Source organism: Pseudofrankia coriaricola (assembly GCF_001854805.1).
Taxonomy (GTDB): domain Bacteria; phylum Actinomycetota; class Actinomycetes; order Frankiales; family Frankiaceae; genus Pseudofrankia.
Genome location: NZ_MBLO01000236.1, coordinates 13950 through 34076 on the forward strand (window position 1 = coordinate 13950; position 20127 = coordinate 34076).

Here is a 20127-nt window from a genome sequence, read left to right on the forward strand (position 1 = left end):
GGAAACGATTGCCGCGCTTGGTCTTTTGTAGGGTGGCTCACGGGCCGGGCACGGGCGCTCGGACGAGCTCGGTCGCGAGGAGACACGGGTGTGGCCAGGCAGAGCGCGGGCGGGGAAGACGACCTCGCGTCCGACCGTGAGTCGGCAACGAGCGGCGACGTCGCGGGTCGGGCCGATGTCGCCCGGGAGGCGGCCGAGCTCGCCCGCGGTACGGCGCAGATAATTCCCGAAGGCGGCCTGGAAGCCAGGCTCGCCGAGGCAAGATCGGCACGGCGGCCGCTGCGGGTGAAACTCGGCGTCGATCCGTCAGGGTCGGATCTCACCCTCGGCCACGCCGTGGTGCTCCGCAAGCTTCGCCAGTTCCAGGACCATGGGCATATCGCGGTTCTGATCGTCGGGGACTTCACCGGACAGATCGGTGATCCGACCGGCCGGACACAGACCCGGAAGGCGCTCTCCGCGGACCGGACGAGAGCGAACGCACAGACCTACCTCCGGCAGGCTCTGAAGATCCTCCGCGAGGACCAGCTCGAGCTTCGTTACAACTCCGACTGGCTCGCCAAGATGAGCCTCGTCGAGGTGCTGGAGACGAGCCGGCTGCTCACGGTCGCCCGCCTGCTGGAGCGGGACGACTTCGCCCGGCGATACCAGGCCGGACTGCCGATAAGCCTCATGGAGTTCATGTACCCGATGCTCCAGGGAATGGACTCGGTCGCGATCCGGTCCGACATCGAGATAGGCGGCACCGACCAGACCTACAACAACCTGGTCGGCCGGACCCTGCAGAAGGAAGCCAACCAGAATCCGCAGCTGATCCTGACAATGCCGTTGCTGCGCGGGACCGACGGTGCCGAGAAGATGGGGAAGTCGCTCGGCAACTGGATTTCGCTGAACGATTCACCGGACGATCAGTATGGCAAGGTCATGTCGATCGCCGATGACCTTCTGACCCACTATGCCGAGCTGTGCTGCAACTGGGACGCCGGCACCCTGGACACGTTCACCGAGTCGGCTCGCGCGAAGCCGATGGAGGCGAAGCTCGCGCTGGCCCGAAGGATCGTCGAGCTGTACCACGGTGCCGCTGCCGCGCAGGACACCGCTCGTCGTTTCGACGAGCGGTTCCGCCGCCGCAGGCTGCCGGTCGACGCTCCGGAGTTCTCCATCGCCCAGTTCGGCGACAAGGTTGACATCGTCGATCTGCTGTGTGCGGCCAACCTTGCCGCGTCGAAGAGCGAGGCTCGCCGCCTGCTCGCCGCCCAGGCGATCCGGCTTGACGGCGACAAGGTGTCGCCCGAACCCGCGCCACTCACCGTGCAGGCGTTGGACGGGAAGATTCTCCAGCGTGGCAAACTACGCGCGGTGCGCCTGCTGGGCGCCGGCTCGGCTCAGGCCGGTCAATAGCGGCGGCCAGCCCGCCCGCTCCGGGACCTCGCGGTTGGGCCAGTGTTCGCGAAAGGGGTTCCAGGCCGCCGGTTCCCTGGTCGGACAGGATCTGTCGCACAACGCCGAAAAACTGATCCGGATGGGTTTTCGGCAGGAAGTGGCCCCCGGGAAGCTCGAATATCTCAAAACGAGCCGTTGTCCGTTCCCGCCAGGCGACGACGTCCTCCCGCGACAGGGATGGGTCGGCGCAGCCATGTATCGCGGTGATCGGGCAGGGCAGTCCCGGTGCGGACGTGTACCGGTGACGGTTGCGGCCGTTGAGGCCACGACGGTGCAGACCGTGATCACCGATCTGATCGCTGCAGCGCCATCAGCGGGACTGCCGCAGAGTACTGTTGAGCGTTCCGCCGCACGAGAGCACACATGCACGGGCACGCGAATGTGGGAACGACGACAGTCCCGAAGGAGACAGCGCGCCCGATGATCGCGCCGCCCGCGACCACGATGGCGCGGACGCCGTGGGGGGACGCGCGCGGGGTGGATCTGGGCGCGGTGCGGGTGTGGCGCGGGCTGCCGTATGCGGCGGCGCCGGTCGGGCCGGCGCGGTTCCGGCCGCCGCGGCCGCCCGAGCCGTGGGCGGGCGAACGCGACTGCTCGGCGTTCGGCCCGACGAGCCCGCAGCTGCGGCTGCCGGGGCTTCGCGGACCGGGACGGCGCGCCCGGGCGCCACGCGGCTCCGAGGACTGCCTCTACCTCAACGTCTGGTCACCGGAGCCCGGGCCCGGCGGGCAGCAGCGGCCAGTGCTGGTGTGGATCCACGGCGGCGGCTTCGTCAGCGGCGCCGGCAGCTCGTTCGACGGGGCGCGCCTGGCCGCCCGCGGCGACGCCGTCGTCATCACGATCAACTACCGGCTCGGCCCGTGGGGCCACCTCGACCTGGCGCCGGACGAGCCGGCGCCGGGCAACGAGCCGAGGGGTGTCAACCTGGCGCTGCTCGACCAGATCGCCGCGCTGCGCTGGGTGCGCGACGCGGTGGGCGCGTTCGGCGGCGACCCGGGGCGGGTGACCGTCTTCGGGGAGTCCGCCGGGGCGATCTACATCGGCGGGCTGCTGGCCGCGCCCGCCGCCCGCGGGCTGTTCCACCGGGCGGTGCTCCAGAGCGGCGCGGCCCATCACGTCCGCGGCCTCGCCGCCGCCCAGGCCGTCCGCCGCCGCCTGGTCGAGCATCTCGGCCGCCCACCGGCCGAGGCGTCGACGGCCGATCTGGTCCGCGCAGGCGAGGCGCTGCTCGTCACGTCGAACGACCCGTTCCTGCAGACCGTCGACGGCGTGGTGCTGCCCGAGCCGCCGATGGAGGCGATCGCGGGCGGGTCGTGCCGGGACGTGCCGCTGCTGGTCACGTGGTGCCGCGACGAGATGGAGCTGTTCCTGACGCTCGCCCCGGACGTGGTGCCGGCGGCCGAGGAGGCGCGGGTACGGGCGGCGCTCGGCGGCGACCAGTGGCGGCGCCTGCTCGCCCGCTACGCCGAGGACCACGGCGCCCGCGCCCGCTCCGCGCTGCTGACCGACGCGGCGTTCGCCATGCCGGCGGCGCGCCTCGCCGACGCCGCGCACGCCGCGGGCGGCCGCGTCTGGATGCTGCGCTTCGACCACCTCGACCACCTCGGTGACCACGTGCGAGTCCCACACGGTGCCGACCTTCCGCTGACCTGGGGGCGGGCCGACGCCGCGAGCCCCGACCCGGCCCGGCGGGCCGCCGCGCTGTGGCAGGACGCCCTGCTGGCGTTCGCCCGCGCGGGCGACCCGGCCACCCCGGGCCTGCCGCTCTGGCCCCGCCACGACCCCGACCGCCGGCCGGTCCTGCTGCTGACCACCTCGCCGCGGGTCGTCGACCGCCCCGGCGAGCGCCGCGACGCCGCTTGGACCGGCCTGCCGCTGCCCTAGTCAGCCCCGCGCCGCGAACCGTGGCCGACGGCAGTGCCCCGCAACATCGAGGGGAAGGGTCCCGGGAGCGGCGAGCGGGAGAGCGGGAAGATGCGCCGGGTCACGGGATCAAGGGGTACGCCGGGCGGCGGCCTGTTGTTGCTCGTGTGTGACAGGTAGCTCAAGACGCGATAAATCCTGCCGGCCGGGTGAATGGTGCTGGGGCAGCGGACGTTGACGCTGGGGTCGGTGCGGTCGCGGGTGGAAGGAAGATCGTGAGCTCCAGGTATGTGATCATCGGCGCCGGTGCGGTGGGCGCGAGCGTCGCCGCTCAGCTGACCGAGGCCGGTATCCCGGTGGTGGTGGTCGCGCGCGGCGCGAACCTGACCGCGCTGCGTGAGCACGGGCTGCGCTACCTGCGGCCGGACGGGGAACGGCGGGTGGCGTTCGACGTCGCGGCCGGCCCGGACGAGGTCCGGCTGCGCGCCGGCGACGTGCTGGTGCTCGCGACCAAGTCGCAGGACGCGGAGGCGCTGCTGGCCACCTGGGCCTGGCAGCCAGTCGACGGGGCAGAGCCGGGCCCCGGCGCGGCTCCCGGTGAGGCCGCGGTGGCCGCCGAGGTGCTGCCTGTCGTCCTGCCGCAGAACGGCATCGACAGTGTCCGCAGCGCCCTGCGCCGGTTCACCACCGTGATCGACACGGTGGTCATCATCCCGGCGATCCATCTGCGCCCAGGGGAGGTCGTCTCCCCCGGCACGCCGCAGGTCGGCGGGTTCGTCATCGGGCGCGCGCCGCGCGGCGGCGGTCCCGCCTCGACGCTCGCGGGTGACCGGGCGGCGGAGCAGGTGGCGGCCGACCTGCGGCGCGCCGGGTTCGCCACCACCGTCGTCGACGACATCGGCCGTTACAAGGCCGGCAAGCTGCTCAGCAACCTCGCCTACAACCTCGACGCGGCCGTCGGCCCCGGCCCGTTGCGCGACGCGGCCGTCGCCGCCGTCGTCGACGAGGCGCGGGCCGCGTTCGCCGCGGCCGGCATCGAGCCCGCCGAGCCGATCACGGCTCCTGGCCTGGACCTGACCGGCTGGTCGATCAAGGAGATCTCCGGTTACGAACGCTCCGGCAGTTCCACCTGGCAGAGCCTCGCGCGGGGTGCCTCCGTCGAGTCCGACTACCTCAACGGCGAGATCGTGCTGCTCGCCCGCCTGAACGGGATCGAGGCACCGGTGAACGCGGCGCTCGCCCGCTGGATCGCCGCCGCGGCCCGCCGCGGCGCGGCCCCGTCGTCGTTCGGCGAGGCGGAGCTGGCGGCCGTGCTCACCGCCGCCGGCCGGCCGCTCCCTTTCTCCGCCGCCTCGTCCGCCGCCTCGTCGGCGGGCGGCGGCGGCGCGGCTGAAGGCGTCCCGGCTCCCGCGGCCGTCCTGGTCGACCCCAAGCCGCTGCACGACGAACTGCTCGCCGCCGACCCGCCGCTGCTGCTCGACGTCCGCTGGGCGCTCGGCGACGCGCGCGGGCGTGAGCACCACCGCGCGGGCCACCTGCCGGGCGCCGTCTACGTCGACCTGGAGACCGAGCTCGCCGCGCCGGCGGCCGTTCCCGGGGGGCGTCACCCGCTGCCCGACGCGGCGGCGTTGACCGCCGCCGCCCGCCGCTGGGGCCTGACCGCGGGGCGGCGGGTCGTCGTCTACGACGACAACGGCGGCCAGTCGGCCGCCCGGGCCTGGTGGCTGCTGCGCTGGGCCGGTGTCGGCGACGTGCGCATCCTCGACGGCGCGCTCGCCGCCTGGCGCGCGGCCGACCTGCCGCTGGAGGACGGAGAGGTCACCCCGGCGCCGGGTGACGTGCTGCTGCGGGGCGGCGCGCTGCCGACCGTGGACGCCGCCGGGGCGGCGCGGATCACCGTCGAGGGGATCCTGCTCGACGCCCGCGCCGGCGAGCGCTACCGCGGCGAGCATGAACCCGTCGACCCGCGCGCCGGCCACATCCCGGGGGCCCGCTGCGCGCCGACCGCGGCCAACCTCGACGAGAACGGCCGGTTCCTGCCGCCGGACGAGCTGCGCGCGCGGTTCGGCGCCCTCGGCGCGGGCGAGGGCAACGGGGTGGTCGGCGTCTACTGCGGCTCCGGCGTCACGGCCGCCCATGAGATCGCGGCGCTCGCCGTGGCCGGCATCGACGCCGTGCTCTATCCCGGGTCGTGGTCGGACTGGTCGTCCGACTCGGATCGCCCGGTCGCGACCGGCGCCGGCTGACGGGCTGCCCGACCGACCGGGCACGGCCGCCGGGCATGCCTGACCGAGCATGGCTGGCCGGCCCGGTCACCATGCCCGGTCGCGGGTGACGGAAGGAACGTGGGCGACGGAAGCGGAAGACGATTCCGGTTGTCGTATTATCCGGAGCGCGATTCCGTTTGTCGCCCCCTTCTCGTCCGCCCGCGAACGGAGCCCCATGTCCGCCGAACCCGGCAGCGCCGCGTCATCAAGCCCCGGCGCCGCCACCGGCGACCGCCCGGCCATCGGTGCGCACCCGAATCCGCACACGCCGGGGCGGGGCAACACGACGGTGATCTTCGTCACGCTCGCGCTCGGCGCATCCGCGTACACGGTGCTGCAGTCGCTGGTCCTGCCGGCGCTGCCCGTGATCCAGCACGACCTGCACACCTCGCAGGTGACGGTCTCGTGGCTGCTGACCGCGTTCCTGCTCTCCGCGTCGATCGCCACGCCGATCCTGGGCCGCATCGGCGACCTGTTCGGCAAGCGGCTGATGCTGATGGTCGTCTTCGCCGCGCTCAGCGTCGGCTCGCTGATCTCGGGGCTGAGCGACTCGATCGGTCTGCTCATCCTCGCCCGGGTCATCCAGGGAATGGCCGGCGCGATCTTCCCGCTGTCGTTCGGCATCATCCGCGACGAGTTCCCGGCTGCCAAGGTCCCCGCCGCGATCGGCCTGATGTCCGGCATGCTCGGCATCGGCAGCGGCCTGGGCGTCGTGCTCGCCGGACCGATCGTCGAGTCGCTGGGGTGGCACTGGCTGTTCTGGTTCCCGCTGATGGTGTCCGGGCTCTCGCTGGTCGCGACGATCTTCTTCATCCCCGAGTCGCCAGTGCGGGCGACCGGCTCGGTGAACCTGCCGGCGGCGGGCGCGCTCGCCGCGTGGCTGGTGGCGCTGCTGCTCGGCCTGTCCAAGGGCTCCACCTGGGGCTGGGCCTCGGCCGGCACGATCGGTCTGTTCGTCGCCGCGGTCGCGCTGTTCGCCGTGTGGGTGCTGGTGGAGAGCCGCTCGGCGGTGCCGCTGATCGACCTGCAGGTGATGCGGATCCCGGCGGTGTGGTGGACGAACGCCGCCGCGCTGCTGCTCGGCATCGGGATGTACGCGACGTTCATCGTCGTGCCGCCGATGATGCAGACACCGAAGAGCGTCGGCTACGGCCTCGGCGCGTCGGTGACGCTCTCGGGCCTGTACATGCTGCCGGGCACCGTCGCGATGCTCGTCGTCGGCGTCCTGATCGGCCGGATCACCGAACGGTTCGGCTCGAAACTGCCGCTGGTGGTCGGCTCCGTGGTGGCGGCGGCGGCCTGTGCCCTGCTGGTCGTCGACCACGGCTCGCCGTGGGACTTCATCGTGATGTCGGGCGTGCAGGGCATCGGCATCGGCCTGGCGTTCTCCTCGATGGCCAACCTGATCATCCAGTCCGTGCCGATCGAGACGACCGGCGCCGCCACCGGCATGAACGCCAACATCCGCACCATCGGCGGGTCGATCGGCAGCGGGATCGTCGCGAGCGTGCTCGCCTCCGGCGCCCTGCCGAGCGGATACCCGAAGGAGTCCAGCTACGTCACCAGCCTGGTGCTGCTGGGCGTGGCGACGCTGGCCGCGGCGCTGGCCGGCGCGCTGGTCCCGACCCTGCGGGCCAGGTCGGGTCGGACCGGCGAGACGGCTTCGTCGGCGCCGGCCGCCGCGGCGGCCGGCGAGGCCGTGGCCGCTCCGGCGGCGAGCTGATCAGGTTCTCTGGCCTAGGCTGGTGACATGACCTCCGTGGCCTCGGCGGCGTCGGTCTCGGCCGCGCCGGCTTCGGCGGGGCCGGTCCCGGCGTCCGTCGCACCGGCGCGGACGCCGGCGCGCGCCGAGCGGCTGCGCTGCGACGCGGCGCGCAACCGGGAGCGGGTGCTGGCCGCCGCGCTGGAGCTCTACCGGGAGCACGGCGGCGCGTTCACCGTCGAGGAGGTCGCGAGCCGCGCCGGCGTCGGGATCGGCACCGTCTACCGGCGCTTCCCGACGAAGAACGCGCTGCTCGACGAGCTGGCCCGCCCGTTCTTCGAGCAGCTGCTGACGACCGCCCAGGCCGCCTATGCCCACCCGGAGCCGGCCGAGCGCCTCGAGATGTTCATCCGGGCGATGGCCGAGCAGCACGCCACCGACGGTGTCCGCTCGGGCCGGCTGTGGGACACGGCCGTCGCCCGGCCGCTGCGCGACGAGTACGTGCGCACCCTCGAACTGATCCTCGCCGACGCGAGGGCCTCCGGCCGGGTCCGCGCCGACGTCGGCCCGTACGACGTCGGCGTGGTCGTCTGGTCGGTCACCGGCCTGATCGACGCGACCCAGCACGCCGCCCCGGTGATCTGGCGCCGCTACCTGGACCTGCTCGTCGACGGCCTGCGCCCGGGTGGCGAGCGCCCGCTCGCCACCCGCCCCGTCACGCAGAGCGACTGGGAGCAGCTCGTCTCCGCCAGCCCCGTGCTCCGCCTCGGCTGACGCCGGGCCGCTCCAGCCAGCCAACCTCCGTCAGCCGCTCTCCCCGGCGAGCCGTGTCAGGGAGCGGGGACGATCTCCTTGCCGAGCGGGAGGAGCGACACCGGGATCAGCTTGAAGTTGGCCAGGCCCAGCGGGATGCCGATGATCGTCAGGCACAGCAGGAACCCGGTGACGAGATGGCCGAGCGCCAGCCACCACCCGGCGAAGACCACCCACAGCACGTTGCCGACGAGCGACGGCGCGCCGGCCTCCGGGTCGTCGACCACCGTCCGGCCGAACGGCCAGAGCGCGTAGTTCGCGATCCGCAACGACGCGATCCCGAACGGGATCGTGATGATCAGGATGAAGCAGACCAACGCGGCGACCGTGTAGCCGATCGCCATCCACAGCCCGCAGAGCACCAGCCAGATCAGGTTCAGCACGAGGCGCATCGCGTCCTCCTCTCCTCGGCGTTCCCATCGCCGGCGTTCCCCGGCGCTCCCGTCAGCCCGACGCTCTGGTCAGTCTCGACGCGGCGTCAGTACCGACGCGGCCGTCAGTATTCTGGCCACCGGTCGCGACGTCCACACCGATGTCCGGCATCCGTCAGTGCGCCCGCCTGGCCAGGGCCCTCGGAACGCCGTCACCCGGTACGCCTGGGCCAACGCGGGTACAGGGGAATCATGAGCGACTCGTTCACCCCGCCGACGGCCGAGCGGGAGTCGAGAAGCCGCGCCCGGCAGAAGGCCACGCGACCGCGGCGGAGCCCCGCGTCGCGCCCGTCGTGGTGGCTCGCGGACTGGCTGACCTCGCCGGCGGCATCGCGCGCCCGCCAGGACGCCGACCAGGATCTCGACGCACCGCTGTTCAACGTGACCGAGCCGACGCCGGCCGAGCCGGGCCCGCACCCCGAGCCGGGCCCCCACCTGCCACCCGACCCTACGCCGCCGGAGCCGCCGCACTTCCGGCCCGCATGTCGGCGCCGTGGTGGCACCCGGTCGGCCCACACCCGGTCGCACGGGACGAGGGCCGCCCGGTGAGCGCCGACGGCTTCACCCGCCGAGGCGCCGACAACCCCGGCTCCTGCGATGTCTGCGTCGTCGGCGCCGGGCCCGCCGGGCTGCTGGTCGGGCTGCTGCTCGCCCGCGCGGGAGTGCGGGTGACGGTGCTGGAGAAGCATGCCGACTTCCTGCGCGACTTCCGCGGCGACACGGTCCACCCGTCCACCCTGGACGTGCTCGACGAGCTGGGGCTGGGCGACCGGGTCGACGCCCTGCCGGGCCGGCATGTACACGCGCTAACCGCGACCTTCGCCGACGGCACCTTCCGGGTCGCCGACTTCTCCCGGCTGCGCATCGCGCACCCGTACGTGCTCTTCCTGCCGCAGTGGGACCTGCTGGAGATGCTCGCCGCGGCGGCCGCGGAGTATCCGACCTTCCTGCTGCTGCGGAACCACGAGGCCACCGGCCTGGTCTTCGACACGCCGGGCGGCCCGGCCCGCGGGGTCGTGGCGGCCGCTCCCGCCGCGCCGTCGGGCATGCCGGGGGCCGCACCCCGCCGGGTCGAGATCCGCGCCCGGCTGGTCATCGGGGCGGACGGGCGGCATTCGACGGTGTGCGCGGCTCTGGGCGCCGCCGGGCGCGCGCTCACCCGCCAGGAGTTCGGCGCGCCCATGGACGTGCTGTGGTTCCGGCTGCCGCGCTGGCCCGACGACCCGGAAGGGATCGCGGCGCAGGTCGGTGCCGGCCGGCTGCTGGTGCTCCTCGACCGCGGCCACTACTGGCAGACGGCATACCTCATTCCGAAGGACGGCAGGGAGGAGACGCTCGCGGCCGGGATGGGCGCGCTGCGCGCCGGTATCGCCGCGCTCGCGCCCTGGCTCGCGGGCCGGGTCGGCGCGCTCGCCGACGTCGACGACATCGCCTTCCTGCCCGTGCGGGTCGACCGGCTGCGCCGCTGGCACGCCCCCGGCGTGCTGCTCATCGGCGACGCGGCGCACGCGATGTCGCCGGTCGGCGGGGTCGGGATCAACCTGGCGGTACAGGACGCGGTCGCCGCGGCGCGGATGCTCGCCGGCCCGCTGCGTTCCGGTGCCGGGACGGCCGAGGTGACGAGGGTGCTCCGCGCGTTCCAGCGCCGCCGGTGGTTCCCGACCGCCGGCACCCAGCTGCTGCAGCGCGGGCTCGGCCGCGGCCTGATCGGCCCGGCGCTCGCGGCCGACACGCCGGTGCGGGCACCCCTGTCCGTCCGGCTGCTTGACCGCCAGCCCGCCCTGCGGGGCCTCGCCGGCCGCCTGGTCGGCGTCGGCCTGCGCCCCGAGCACGTGGACATGCCGGTGACGCGTCACCTGCCGACATCCGTGCCAGCCTCGCCGCGCTAGGCCAGGAACGCGGTCAGAGGCCCGGCCTGGCCATACATCGGTATGGGCACCGCCATCGACCCCGGGTCACGCCATCGGTCCGGCTTCGCCGATCGGGGAAGGATCCCGGGCGGTGTCGGCGGGAGTCAGGTCATCGCGCAGGCCCTTGAAGGACGGGTGGCGCATCCGGGCGTCGGGGGTCCAGTGGGCGTACTCGACCTCGGCGACCAGTTCGGGGCGCACCCAGACGGCCTTGCGGGCACGCTGGGCCGGCACGTCCGGGAACGGCGGGGTGTCCTGCCGCAGCGGCTCCAGCAGGCTGGCGAGCAGGTCGAGGGTGGCATCGGAGAAGCCCGTCCCGACGTGCCCGGCGTACCGGAACGCGATCCCGCCGCCGACGTCGCCACCGGTCTCGCCACCCTCCGCTCCACCGAGACGCGCCCCACCGAGACGCGGCCCGCCGGGGTCCGCGACGCCGGGGTCCGCGATGCCGACAAGCAGCGAGCCGATGCGGCCCTCCCGCCGGCCGGCACCCGGTTCCCAGCCGCCGATCACCACGGTCTGGGTGCGGATGTTCTTCGTCTTCACCCAGTCGGCGGCACGCCGGCCGGGCTGGTAGACCGACGAGCGGCGCTTCGCGATGACGCCCTCCAGGCCCGCGGCGGCGCTCGCGCGCAGCACCTCCGGCCCGTCGCCCGGCAGCGTGTCCGACAGCGTCAGCCCCGGGAACTGGGCGAGCAGGTCGCGCCGCTCGTCGAACGACAGGCCGGTCGTGGCGTGCCCCTCGAGGAAGAGCAGGTCGAAGACGAGGTAACTCACCGGGATCTGGCGGGCCAGCCGGCGGGCAGCGCCCGCGTCGGCGACGTGGATCCGGTGCGCCAGCAGGGAGAAGTCGGGCCGGCCATCGGGGCCGAAGGCGACGATCTCGCCGTCGAGCACAGCCTGCGTCGCTCCGAGCGCGGCGCCGACCGGCCTCAGCTCAGGGAACGCGGCCGTCACGTCGCGCCCCGCCCGGCTGCGGGCGCGCACCCGGCCGCCCTCGATGAACGCGAGCACCCGCATCCCGTCCCACTTGACCTCGTACACCCACTCGGGCCCCGACGGCAGCGGACCGGCGACGGCGTACATCGGCTCCAGCGCCGCCGGCATCGGCTCGCGGGTCGGGTCCTGGGGCGGGTCCATCCGGTGCACCATCCAGTCGTCCGGCCCGTACGGCGCGCCGCGGCGCCGGCCCGCCGCGCCGGTCGCACCGGTCTCCCGCCCCGGCCGGCCACCCGCGCGGAAGAAGACGTAACGGCCGCGCACCCGCTCGCCGTGCAGCACGACCTTCACCTTGTCCGCGGTCCAGCTCTCCAGCTCGTAGGTGCCGCGATCCCAGAGTTTCACGGACCCACCGCCGTACTCACCGCGCGGAATGTCGCCCGCGAAGCCCGCGTACTCGAGCGGGTGGTCCTCGGTCTGTTTCGCCAGGTGGTTGGTATGCGGGTCCACCGGCAGCCCCTTCGGCACCGCCCAGGAGACGAGCACCCCGTCGCGTTCCAGCCGGACATCCCAGTGCAGCGCCCGCGCGTGGTGCTCCTGGATGACGAAGGTGTCGCCCCGCCCCGCCTGGTCGTCACCGGTGTGGTCGACCACCCCGCTTTCGCGGTCCCCGCCGCCCGGCGTCTCACCCGGCGTATCACCCGGCGCCTTCTCCGGTGTTTCCCCCGGCGTCGCCGCCGGTCCGGACGCGTTCTCCGGGTGCGCGGCGGGCACCGGCTCGGGGGTGCGCGCCTGGTCGCGCCGGGCGCGATAGGCGTCCAGCGGGCTCGGCTCCTCCCCCGTCATCTCTCCTGCCTACCCCGCCGCGGCGGGGCGCCCGCGGGTGAACGCCCGCCACCTGATCGGCGCGCGTGGCGGTTCCGGTAGAAATGCGCAGGCCGCTCTTCCTTGCGGCGTATGCGAACGAGGTGTGTCATGCCGGACTCCGCCGTTCTGCAGGTGCTCATCGGGCTTGCCCTGGTGTTCGCCGTCTTCAGTGTCGCCGTCTCACGGGTGAACGAGGCCGTGCTCGGCTTTTTCAACTATCGGGGACGCCAGCTGGAGGCCGAGCTGCGCCGCCTCGCCTCGGAGGCCGCCCATCCCGCGGCGCCCTCCCAGGACGGCGCCGCGCCGCCGCGGGACATCACCGCCGAGCTGATGGACGGGCCGCTGCGGGCCATGCGGACCGGCGGGGGCTCCGGTGTCCCCGCCGTCGCCGCGGTGCCGCCGGCCCGCGGCTGGCTGGGCGCCGTCCGGCGGGCCCGCGACCTGCGGCTGCCGACCTATGTCTCGTCGACGGCGTTCGCGCGCGCCGTGCTCGAGATGGTCGAGCCGCCGGCGCGGGCCCTGCTGCACCGCGCCAGCCCAGCCGAGCTCGCCGGGGTCTTCCCGACCGACGTCACCGACGAGCAGCGTGCGGCGTACGCCGCCGCCTACCGCGCCGCCTACGACGGCCTGACCCCGGCGACCGCCCAGGCGCTGCACACGGCGATGCCCGCCAGCTGCGAGTCCGGCCGCGCGGTCACCACCGCGATCGTGGCGCTCCTCGCCCAGTCGCCGGACACGGCGATACTGCCGCTGGGAGCGGAGATCGCCCTGTTGCCGGAGTCGCCGCTCAAGACCGCGCTGACCGCGGCCGCGGCCCGCGTGGGCGCCGACCGGGACAAGCTGGTCGCGGAGCTTGCCCAGTGGTACGACGCCGCGATGGACCGGCTCTCCGGCTGGTACAAACGCCGGGTCGGCAAGTTCCTGCTCGTCTACGCCGTCGTCCTGACCGTCGCGTTCAACCTGGACGCGATCGGCCTGACGCGGGCGCTCTGGCAGGACAGCGCGCTGCGCGCGGTCGCCGTCGCGTCCGCCGAGACCCGCGCGCAGACCTCCACTCCCGCCGACGCGGACGGTTCGGCCGGGGAGCGCCCCGACGAGACGAAGGTGTCGGCGGTGCGCGACATCGGCGCGTTGCAGCTCCCGTTCGGCTGGACCCGCGCCGGCGCGGCCACCGACCCCAGGGCGGTCCCCGACGGCGTCGGGGACTGGGCGCTGAAGGCGCTCGGATGGCTGGTCACCGTCGCGGCCCTGACCGCCGGGGCGCCGTTCTGGTTCGACCTGCTCGGCCGCCTCGTCAACATGCGCTCGACAGGCCCCAAGCCGAAGCCCGCCGCCGCGCAGTAGTAGCGGTCGTAGTGGCGAGCGGCGCCGCGCCCCTCAGGAGGCGGTGAAGCTCACGGGAAGCCCGCGCCGCCGCGCCGGCTCCGCTGGGACGGGGCGCGTGGCTCCGCGACGCCGGTCAGGCCGGGGTGAAGACGACGGGCAGGCTCGTCAGGCCCCGGAACCAGATCGACTCCTCCCAGCGCAGCTCGTCGGCGGGCACGGACAGGCTCAGGTCGGGGAGCCGGTCGAGCAGCACCTCGAGGGCGGTCTCGGCGATGACCTCGGACAGTTCCTGTGCCGGGAACGGGCAGCGGTGCGGGCCGTGGCCGAACGCCAGGTGCGCCTGGTTGCCGCCGACGCCGGCGGTCTGGTCCGGGCGGATGTGCGGGTCGGCGTGCGCGGCCGCGATGCCGAGGACCAGCATGTCGCCGGCCCGGATCTGGTGGTTGCCCAGCTGGCAGGCACGGGCGGCCCAGTACGCGCTCAGGTTCGCCAGCGGCGGCTCCTCCCAGAGGACCTCGCCCATCGCCTGGCCGACGCTGCGCCGCCCGCCGACGAGCGTCGTGGCGAACCGGGTGTCGGTGAGCAGCAGCCGCAGCGTGTTGCCGATCCAGTACGCCGTCGGCTGCTGCCCGCCGCTGACCACGTACTGCACGTCCTCGACCAGCAGGTCGTCCGATGCCGCCAGCGGGTGGTGGACCATCCGGGAGGTGACGTCGAACGTGGGCCGCTCGCGCCGCTGCCGGATCAGGTCGCGCATACGGGCGAGCAGCCGCCCGTAGGCGGCCGGCGCCTCGGCCGTGTAGTCCATCAGGACGATGAGGTCTCGCACCACGGCCGGCGCCTCCGCCAGCGGGATGCCCAGCATCCAGGACACCACGCGCACGGGTATCTGCAGGGCGAACTGGCTCATCAGCTCCGCCCGGCCGTCGGCGGCGAACTCGTCGATCAGCGCGTCGGCGATCCGCTCGCAGCGCGACCGAAGCTCGAGCTGGTCGACGGCGGCCAGCGCGTCGTGGAGCACGGTCGAGCGGTGCTCGTGCTCCCGGCCGCTCGACCGCATGACCGACTCGGTGCCGAGGACCCACCGCTGCGGCCAGTCCGCCGGGACGAGGTCGAGCGCGTTCCACGGCGTCTGCCGGTCGAACAGCTCCGGGCGGGTGAGCACGTAGTGCATCTCCCGGTAGCTGAGCACGAGCCAGACCGGGAGGTCGGCCTCCAGAAGGGCCGGGGCCACGGCGCCGTGCCGCGCCCGCAGCGCCCGGTAGAGCCCGGCCGCGTCCCGGTGGAACTCCTCGCCGTAGAGCCGGGCCGCGCCCACGTGCGCCGGGTAGCGGCTGGCCAAGGCGGCCGCCCGGTCCGGGGCGGTGGTCAGATCAGTCATCGGGTCTCCCCCACCATCCACAACCTGTCATCAACCGAGTTCACCAGCCGCCTCTGGGCGGGCGGACGGCCGTGCGCGGACGTCACGGTGGCGCGGACGGGCCTGTGGGCGCGCCACCTCGCGGGTGTCACAAACGGGTGATGTCCGTCGGGCGGGGCCGACGGACGTCGGGACGCGCCCGACGCCACAGCGCCCGGTCGGTGGCCACGGCCGGCGGGCGGCCCCGGGATCACCCCGGTGGCCCGCCAGCACGCTGTCAGCGGCGGCGGTCAGGCCAGCCCGAAGACCACCGGAAGGGCCGTGAGGCCGCGGATCCAGATCGTCGGCCGCCACACCAGGTCTTCGAGGGGGACCGCCAGGGTCACGTCGGGCAGCCGATCCAGCAGCACCCGGACGGCTGTCTCGGCGATGACCTCGCCGATCTCCTGGGCTGGCAGCGGGCAGCGGTGCTCGCCGTGACCGTAGGACAGGTGGGCCTGGTTGCCGGCGGTCTCGACGATCCCCGATCTCGGGCGGACCCTTGGGTCGGCGTTGGCGGCCGTGACGCTGGGGATCACCATGTCACCGGCCGCCATCTGGTAGCTCCCGAGCTGGCTCGGCCGGGACAGCCAGCGGCCGGTCAGGCTCTGCGCGGGCGTGTCCTCCCACAGCACCTGCGCCATCGCGTCGCCGACGCTGCGCCGCCCGCCGAACATCGTGGCCGCGAACCTCGGGTCGCCGAGCATGAGCCGCAGCGAGTTCCCGATCCACGACGAGACCATCTCGTGCGCGAGCGAGAACACGGTCACCATTTCCTCGAGAAGCTCGCCGTCGGTCAGGGACGCCGGGTGCGTCAACAGGCGCGAGAGCACGTCGAACCCCAGGTTCTCCCGGCGTGCCACCACCTGCCGCTGCAGGCCGGCGCGCCACCGGACGAAGGCCTCCTGGGCGTCGGGGGCGCCGTTCACCACGGTGATGACGTCCCGGGTGAACACGCGGCAGTCGGCTGGCGGGATCCCGAGCACCGCGCCCAAGGCGTGCACCGGCAGGAGCTCCGCGTACTGGCTGATCAGGTCGGCCTCGCCCGTCGGGGCAAACGTGTCGATCAGCTCGTCGGCGATCCGCTCGCACCGGGCCCGCAGCTCGAAGGGGTCCACGGTCAGCCCGTCGTGCAGCACGGTGGACCGGCGCTCGTGCGCGAGGCCGCCGAGCCACACCGCGGTGTCGCGGCCGACGACGATCGGCAGCGCCGGCCAGTCCGACGGGACGAGGTCCCAGGCGTTCCACAGCGTCGAGTCCCGGGTGTACAGCTCGGGGTTCTCCAGGACGTAGGCGAACTCCCGGTAGCCGAGCACGATCCACGCCGGGATGTCACCGTCCATCAGCACGGGGGCCACCGCGCCGTGGCGCGCCCGCAGCTGGTCGTACACCGCCGCCGGGTCGCGGTGGAACTCGTCGCCGTAGAGCCGGGCCGCGCCGACGTGCGCCGGGTAACGGTTCGGCGACGCAGCTGAGCCCGCAGTCTCAAGGGCGACGTTCGCCTCGGTCATCGCGGTCTCCAGTCTGGGTCGTAGCAGTGGTGATGACGGCCGCTCTCGCCGGGCGACCTCGATTCACTGGGGGTGCCCCGCCATCGCGCCGTAGGCGGCGGTGGACAGCGTCAGCACGTGGTTGACCAGCTCGATCAGCACCGTCTTGCTCGACTCGCGGGCGCGGGCGTCGCAGTCGAGTAGCGGCACCTCGGGACTGAGCGACAGCGCGTCGCGCACCTCGTCGAGCGAGTGCGTCGGCGGGCCGAAGTTGTTGCGGGCGACGACGAACGGCACCTTCTGGTGCTCCAGCCGGTCGATCGCGTACCAGGAGTCCTGGACCCGGCGGGTGTCGACCAGCACGACGGCGCCGAGCGTGCCGGCGAACAGCCGGTCCCACAGGAACCAGAACCGCTCCTGGCCGGGCGCGCCGAACAGGTAGAGCACCAGGTGGTCGTCGAGGCTGATCCGGCCGAAGTCGAAGGCGACCGTCGTCGTGCTCTTCCCGCGCAGCCCGGCGGTGTCGTCGATGCCGACCCCCGCCTCGGTCATGACCTCCTCGGTGGACAGCGGGCGGATCTCGCTGACCGCGCGCACCATCGTGGTCTTGCCGACGCCGAACCCACCGACGACGACGATCTTCATGCCTTCGCGGACGGTGTCGCGCAGCGGGGCGAGCATCTGCGGCATGCCAGGGTCGACGCGCCCCGAGAGGCGGGCCAGCCCGGCCAGCGGCGGCGCGGCGATCCTAGAGCCGGCGGAGTCCAACGAGCACCTCTCTCAGCAGCTCTGGGTGGGCGTAAGGGAGTTCGACCGCCGAGCGGCGCGGCGCGGACCTGGCCGGCTGGCGGACGACGATGCGGCCGGCGTCCAGCAGGTCGCACAGCAGGATCCGGGTGACGCTGATCGGCAGGCGCAGGTGGGCGGCGATCTCCACGACGGCGCGCGCGGAGCGGCAGAACCGCAGGATCCCGACGTGCTCCGACTGCATCCCCGGGCTGGGGTCGCACTCCGCGACGACGAGCGTGACCAGGTCGAAGACGTCGGCGTCGGCGCGGCTGCGCCCACCGGTGATCGTGTAGAGCCGGTCCGGGTTCTCCCGGTCGATGTGGCCGCGGGTCACGCCGGAGCCGCCGTGGCCCTCAGGTCACGCGCTGGCGCGCTGAGATACTCGCCGATCTGCTCGACCAGCTCGTTCATGTTGTGGCCGATCACGCCCGCGTCCGCGTCCTCGGTGGCGATGACGGCGAGGTGGGCGCCCTCGCCGGCCTCGACGATGAACAGCAGGCCCCCGTGGAACTCGGTCATGGACTGACGGACCCCGCCGTTGCCGTCACCGAACTCGACGGACGCGCCGTGCGCGAGGCTCTGGATGCCCGACGCGATGGCCGCCAACTGGTCTGCCTGGTCGACGGTGAGCCCGGACGTGCGGCACATCCTCAGACCGTCCCGCGACAGCACCAGCGCGTGCCGGGCACCCGGGGTGCGCTCGAGGAGGCTCTCGAGCAGCCAGTCGAGGTCGCGCTCGTTGGTCTTCATCATCGGGTGTAAGGGCCGCCGCGGGACCGCTGCCCGCGGCCGGTCGGCCCCTGCCTCCTATCTGGCTGTCTGGTCCGGGAACTCGAAGGCCCGGTTCGCCTCCTGGCTGGCGACGGGCGGGGCGTGGGCGTCTGGCGAGCCGGGCGCCGCGTCAGCGCCCGCCTGGTGGCCATGGGCCTTGCCTGACCCGGCCCGCCGGTCTCCCGGACGTCATGGCGCCGCTTCACGGGAGTCGGTGGCGTTGATGGCGTCAGCGGCACCAGCGGCGTCGGTGTCGCCCGCCGGCTGCTGGCCGGCGCTGCCGGTCGGCCCGGTCTCGCCGGACCGGGCACGCGCGCGCGATTGCTGGAACGCGCCGAACCGCTCGCCTGGTGACACCGCGGGAGCGGCCGGGCGGCCGTCCTGACCCGCAGGCGGGCCGCCAGGGGACGTCGCGAGCGCCGCCGCCCGCGCGGCGCCCGCGAGCGTCTCGCCCCGGCCCCGCTTGGGCAGCGGCTCGGGCGTACCCGCCGGGTGCGCCGCGTCCCGCGACGGAGGTGCCGCCGGCGCGGGCTCACCGGGCCGCTCCGCCACTGCCTGCCGGCCGCCGCGCCCGCCGGCCGGCACGCCCGGTGCCGCCGTGACATGTGCCCCGGGCAGCGGCGCACCGTCCGGCCGCGGCTGGGTGATGAGCTGGCGGGGGATGATGACGATCACGCCGGTGCCGCCCCGGGAGGAGGGGCGGAAGGAGACGGTGAGCCCGTACTTGCGGGCGAGCACGCCGACGACGGCCAGGCCGAGGCGTGTGCCGGACAGCGTGGTCAGGTCGAGCGCCTCGGCCGAGACGGCCCGTTCCGCCCGGCGCAGCGCCGCCGGGCCCATGACGAGCCCGCCGTCCTCGACGGTGACGACGAGGCCGGCCTGGACCTCCTCGACGTAGACGTGCACCTCCTCCGACGGCGGGGAGAAGCTGGTGGCGTTGTCCATCAGCTCGGCCAGCGCGTGCATGACGCCCTCGGCCGCGTAGCCGGCGACGGCGGCCGTGCTGGTCGAGTGCAGCCGGACCCGCTGGTAGGCGCTGATCCGGCCGAGCGCGCCGCGCAGGATGCTCTCCATCACGATCGGCTTGGTCCAGCGCCGGCCGGAGCGGGCCCCGGTGAGCACCGCGATGGAGTCGGCGAGCCGGCCGGCCTGGGAGACGCTGTGGTCGAGGCGCAGCAGGTCGCCGAGGACCTCCTCGCTGTGCCGGTCCTCCATGTCGCGCAGGTCGGCGAGCATGCTGGTGGCCAGTGCCTGGACCCGGCCGGCGGCGTTCGCGCAGGCGGCCATCGCGGCGGCGCGCATGCGCTCGCCGCGGCCGACCTCCTCGGCGAGGGTGCGCAGGATTCGCTGCTCGGCGGGGTCGGCCGGCGGTGGCCCGCCCGCCATGGCCTCCTCGGCCGAGACACCGTCGCGGAGCTGGGCGACGATCTTCGGCAGGGTGTCGTCAGCCAGCTGGGCAAGGCCGGCGGCCCGCCGCTCCGTCAGGGCGTCGAGGGCCGCCAACCGCTCGACGAGCCGCGCCGTGCCGTCCGCCTGGCGGATCGCGAGGACCACGATCACGGCCGCGGCGGCCAGGCCCACGAGCACCGCGACTCCGACGGAGACCCGCGCGGACGACGGGGCCGTCGCGACCGCGCACAGCGCGGCGACGGCGACGACCAGCAGCGCGGACAGCAACACGGTGCGGTTCGCGCCGAGGACGGGCTGGCGGCGCGTGGACGTGCCGGCCGGGGTGGACGTGCCGGCCGGGAAGGTGTCGGCCCGCCCGCGAGCGGGCTCGAGTACACGTGGCATCGCGATCAGTTCCTCGTCCAACTCGTCGTCACGGCAGCCCGGGCGGCCGCGGCCACGCCGACGGCGCGGGACCGGGCCGGCGCGGCAAAGAAACCGTCCAACAAAAGCTCAGGATTCGCCGGCGGGCGCGGTGGCCGCGCGGGCCGGCGCTGAATGCGCGGCAAAGGCGCGCCGTGCCTCGCAGGCTTCCCCCACACCGCGACCACTCCTCGGCCATCCGCCGGCCACGCGATGGAGCCGGCCGGCCGCGTGGGCGTCGCCCATATGCCGGCCGTCACCCGATGCTAGGGAGACCACGCGCACCGGCCGCATGCAGCTGGCGC

The 20127-nt window shown here is 74.1% G+C and carries 16 protein-coding genes; 8 read left to right on the forward strand and 8 right to left on the reverse strand.

What is annotated here, in order from left to right:
- The first annotated feature begins 90 nt into the window (after positions 1-90).
- The 5 genes from tyrS to BCD48_RS31245 all read left to right on the forward strand — a co-directional run bounded on the left by tyrS (position 91) and on the right by BCD48_RS31245 (position 8049).
- Entirely contained in the window at positions 91-1401 is a 1311-nt protein-coding gene (gene tyrS / locus BCD48_RS31225; RefSeq protein WP_157910591.1) for a tyrosine--tRNA ligase, read from the forward strand.
- Positions 1402-1863: 462 nt separating this feature from the next.
- Positions 1864-3327: a carboxylesterase/lipase family protein gene (locus BCD48_RS31230; protein ID WP_071051979.1), complete on the forward strand. Its 1464-nt coding sequence runs from the start codon at positions 1864-1866 to the stop codon at positions 3325-3327.
- Positions 3328-3581: 254 nt separating this feature from the next.
- Positions 3582-5552 (forward strand): rhodanese-like domain-containing protein, encoded by a 1971-nt coding sequence (locus BCD48_RS31235; RefSeq protein ID WP_071051980.1) that lies wholly within the window; start codon positions 3582-3584, stop codon positions 5550-5552.
- A gap of 196 nt (positions 5553-5748) precedes the next feature.
- On the forward strand, positions 5749-7296 hold the full coding sequence (locus BCD48_RS31240; protein ID WP_083419478.1) for an MFS transporter: 1548 nt from the start codon (positions 5749-5751) through the stop codon (positions 7294-7296).
- Between the two features lie 27 nt (positions 7297-7323).
- The gene (locus BCD48_RS31245) at positions 7324-8049 is read left to right on the forward strand and encodes a TetR/AcrR family transcriptional regulator (RefSeq protein ID WP_083419479.1); all 726 of its coding nucleotides are present in this window, start codon (positions 7324-7326) and stop codon (positions 8047-8049) included.
- Positions 8050-8105: 56 nt separating this feature from the next.
- On the opposite strand, the gene BCD48_RS31250 is transcribed toward BCD48_RS31245, so the two are convergent.
- Positions 8106-8480, reverse strand: coding sequence for a YccF domain-containing protein (locus BCD48_RS31250; RefSeq protein WP_071051981.1), 375 nt, complete (start codon positions 8478-8480; stop codon positions 8106-8108).
- Between the two features lie 231 nt (positions 8481-8711).
- Here BCD48_RS31250 and BCD48_RS31255 point away from each other — a divergent pair, with 231 nt between their 5' ends.
- Positions 8712-9068, forward strand: a complete 357-nt coding sequence (locus BCD48_RS31255) for a hypothetical protein (RefSeq protein ID WP_071051982.1) — start codon at positions 8712-8714, stop codon at positions 9066-9068.
- Complete coding sequence (locus BCD48_RS31260; RefSeq protein WP_071051983.1) at positions 9065-10408, forward strand: FAD-dependent oxidoreductase; 1344 nt, start codon at positions 9065-9067, stop codon at positions 10406-10408. Before BCD48_RS31255 ends, BCD48_RS31260 begins: the two co-directional genes overlap by 4 nt.
- A gap of 66 nt (positions 10409-10474) precedes the next feature.
- On the opposite strand, the gene BCD48_RS31265 is transcribed toward BCD48_RS31260, so the two are convergent.
- Entirely contained in the window at positions 10475-12214 is a 1740-nt protein-coding gene (locus BCD48_RS31265) for a DNA polymerase ligase N-terminal domain-containing protein (RefSeq protein ID WP_071051984.1), read from the reverse strand.
- 129 nt (positions 12215-12343) lie between these two features.
- On the opposite strand from BCD48_RS31265, the gene BCD48_RS31270 reads away from it, so the two are divergent.
- Positions 12344-13579 (forward strand): hypothetical protein, encoded by a 1236-nt coding sequence (locus BCD48_RS31270; RefSeq protein WP_071051985.1) that lies wholly within the window; start codon positions 12344-12346, stop codon positions 13577-13579.
- Positions 13580-13694: 115 nt separating this feature from the next.
- Here the strand turns inward: BCD48_RS31270 and BCD48_RS31275 are convergent, their stop codons facing one another.
- From BCD48_RS31275 to BCD48_RS47550, 6 genes are all read right to left on the reverse strand, one after another.
- A complete protein-coding gene (locus BCD48_RS31275) occupies positions 13695-14942 on the reverse strand; it encodes a cytochrome P450 family protein (RefSeq protein WP_071051986.1) in 1248 nt (415 codons plus the stop codon).
- A gap of 269 nt (positions 14943-15211) precedes the next feature.
- Positions 15212-16471 carry a cytochrome P450 family protein gene (locus BCD48_RS31280; RefSeq protein ID WP_071051987.1) on the reverse strand — a complete coding sequence of 420 codons (1260 nt, stop codon included), beginning with the start codon at positions 16469-16471 and terminating at the stop codon, positions 15212-15214.
- Between the two features lie 63 nt (positions 16472-16534).
- Positions 16535-17218, reverse strand: a complete 684-nt coding sequence (locus tag BCD48_RS31285; protein ID WP_491677183.1) for a GTP-binding protein — start codon at positions 17216-17218, stop codon at positions 16535-16537.
- The gene (locus tag BCD48_RS31290; protein WP_071051988.1) at positions 17199-17573 is read right to left on the reverse strand and encodes a DUF742 domain-containing protein; all 375 of its coding nucleotides are present in this window, start codon (positions 17571-17573) and stop codon (positions 17199-17201) included. Before BCD48_RS31290 ends, BCD48_RS31285 begins: the two co-directional genes overlap by 20 nt.
- Positions 17570-17989 (reverse strand): roadblock/LC7 domain-containing protein, encoded by a 420-nt coding sequence (locus BCD48_RS31295; RefSeq protein ID WP_198543478.1) that lies wholly within the window; start codon positions 17987-17989, stop codon positions 17570-17572. The genes BCD48_RS31290 and BCD48_RS31295 overlap by 4 nt, the downstream gene beginning before the upstream one ends.
- A gap of 210 nt (positions 17990-18199) precedes the next feature.
- Complete coding sequence (locus BCD48_RS47550) at positions 18200-19804, reverse strand: ATP-binding protein (protein ID WP_083419494.1); 1605 nt, start codon at positions 19802-19804, stop codon at positions 18200-18202.
- Positions 19805-20127: the final 323 nt, after the last annotated feature.

What these genes read in the sequence shown, in the direction of transcription:
- BCD48_RS47550 (WP_083419494.1), bottom strand. Translation starts at nt 19,804, where the DNA reads ATGCCACGTGTACTCGAGCCCGCTCGCGGGCGGGCCGACACCTTCCCG.
- BCD48_RS31245 (WP_083419479.1), top strand. Translation starts at nt 7,324, where the DNA reads ATGACCTCCGTGGCCTCGGCGGCGTCGGTCTCGGCCGCGCCGGCTTCG.
- BCD48_RS31280 (WP_071051987.1), bottom strand. Translation starts at nt 16,471, where the DNA reads ATGACCGAGGCGAACGTCGCCCTTGAGACTGCGGGCTCAGCTGCGTCG.
- BCD48_RS31250 (WP_071051981.1), bottom strand. Translation starts at nt 8,480, where the DNA reads ATGCGCCTCGTGCTGAACCTGATCTGGCTGGTGCTCTGCGGGCTGTGG.
- BCD48_RS31270 (WP_071051985.1), top strand. Translation starts at nt 12,344, where the DNA reads ATGCCGGACTCCGCCGTTCTGCAGGTGCTCATCGGGCTTGCCCTGGTG.
- BCD48_RS31240 (WP_083419478.1), top strand. Translation starts at nt 5,749, where the DNA reads ATGTCCGCCGAACCCGGCAGCGCCGCGTCATCAAGCCCCGGCGCCGCC.
- BCD48_RS31265 (WP_071051984.1), bottom strand. Translation starts at nt 12,214, where the DNA reads ATGACGGGGGAGGAGCCGAGCCCGCTGGACGCCTATCGCGCCCGGCGC.
- BCD48_RS31275 (WP_071051986.1), bottom strand. Translation starts at nt 14,942, where the DNA reads ATGACTGATCTGACCACCGCCCCGGACCGGGCGGCCGCCTTGGCCAGC.
- BCD48_RS31230 (WP_071051979.1), top strand. Translation starts at nt 1,864, where the DNA reads ATGATCGCGCCGCCCGCGACCACGATGGCGCGGACGCCGTGGGGGGAC.
- BCD48_RS31255 (WP_071051982.1), top strand. Translation starts at nt 8,712, where the DNA reads ATGAGCGACTCGTTCACCCCGCCGACGGCCGAGCGGGAGTCGAGAAGC.
- BCD48_RS31295 (WP_198543478.1), bottom strand. Translation starts at nt 17,989, where the DNA reads ATGAAGACCAACGAGCGCGACCTCGACTGGCTGCTCGAGAGCCTCCTC.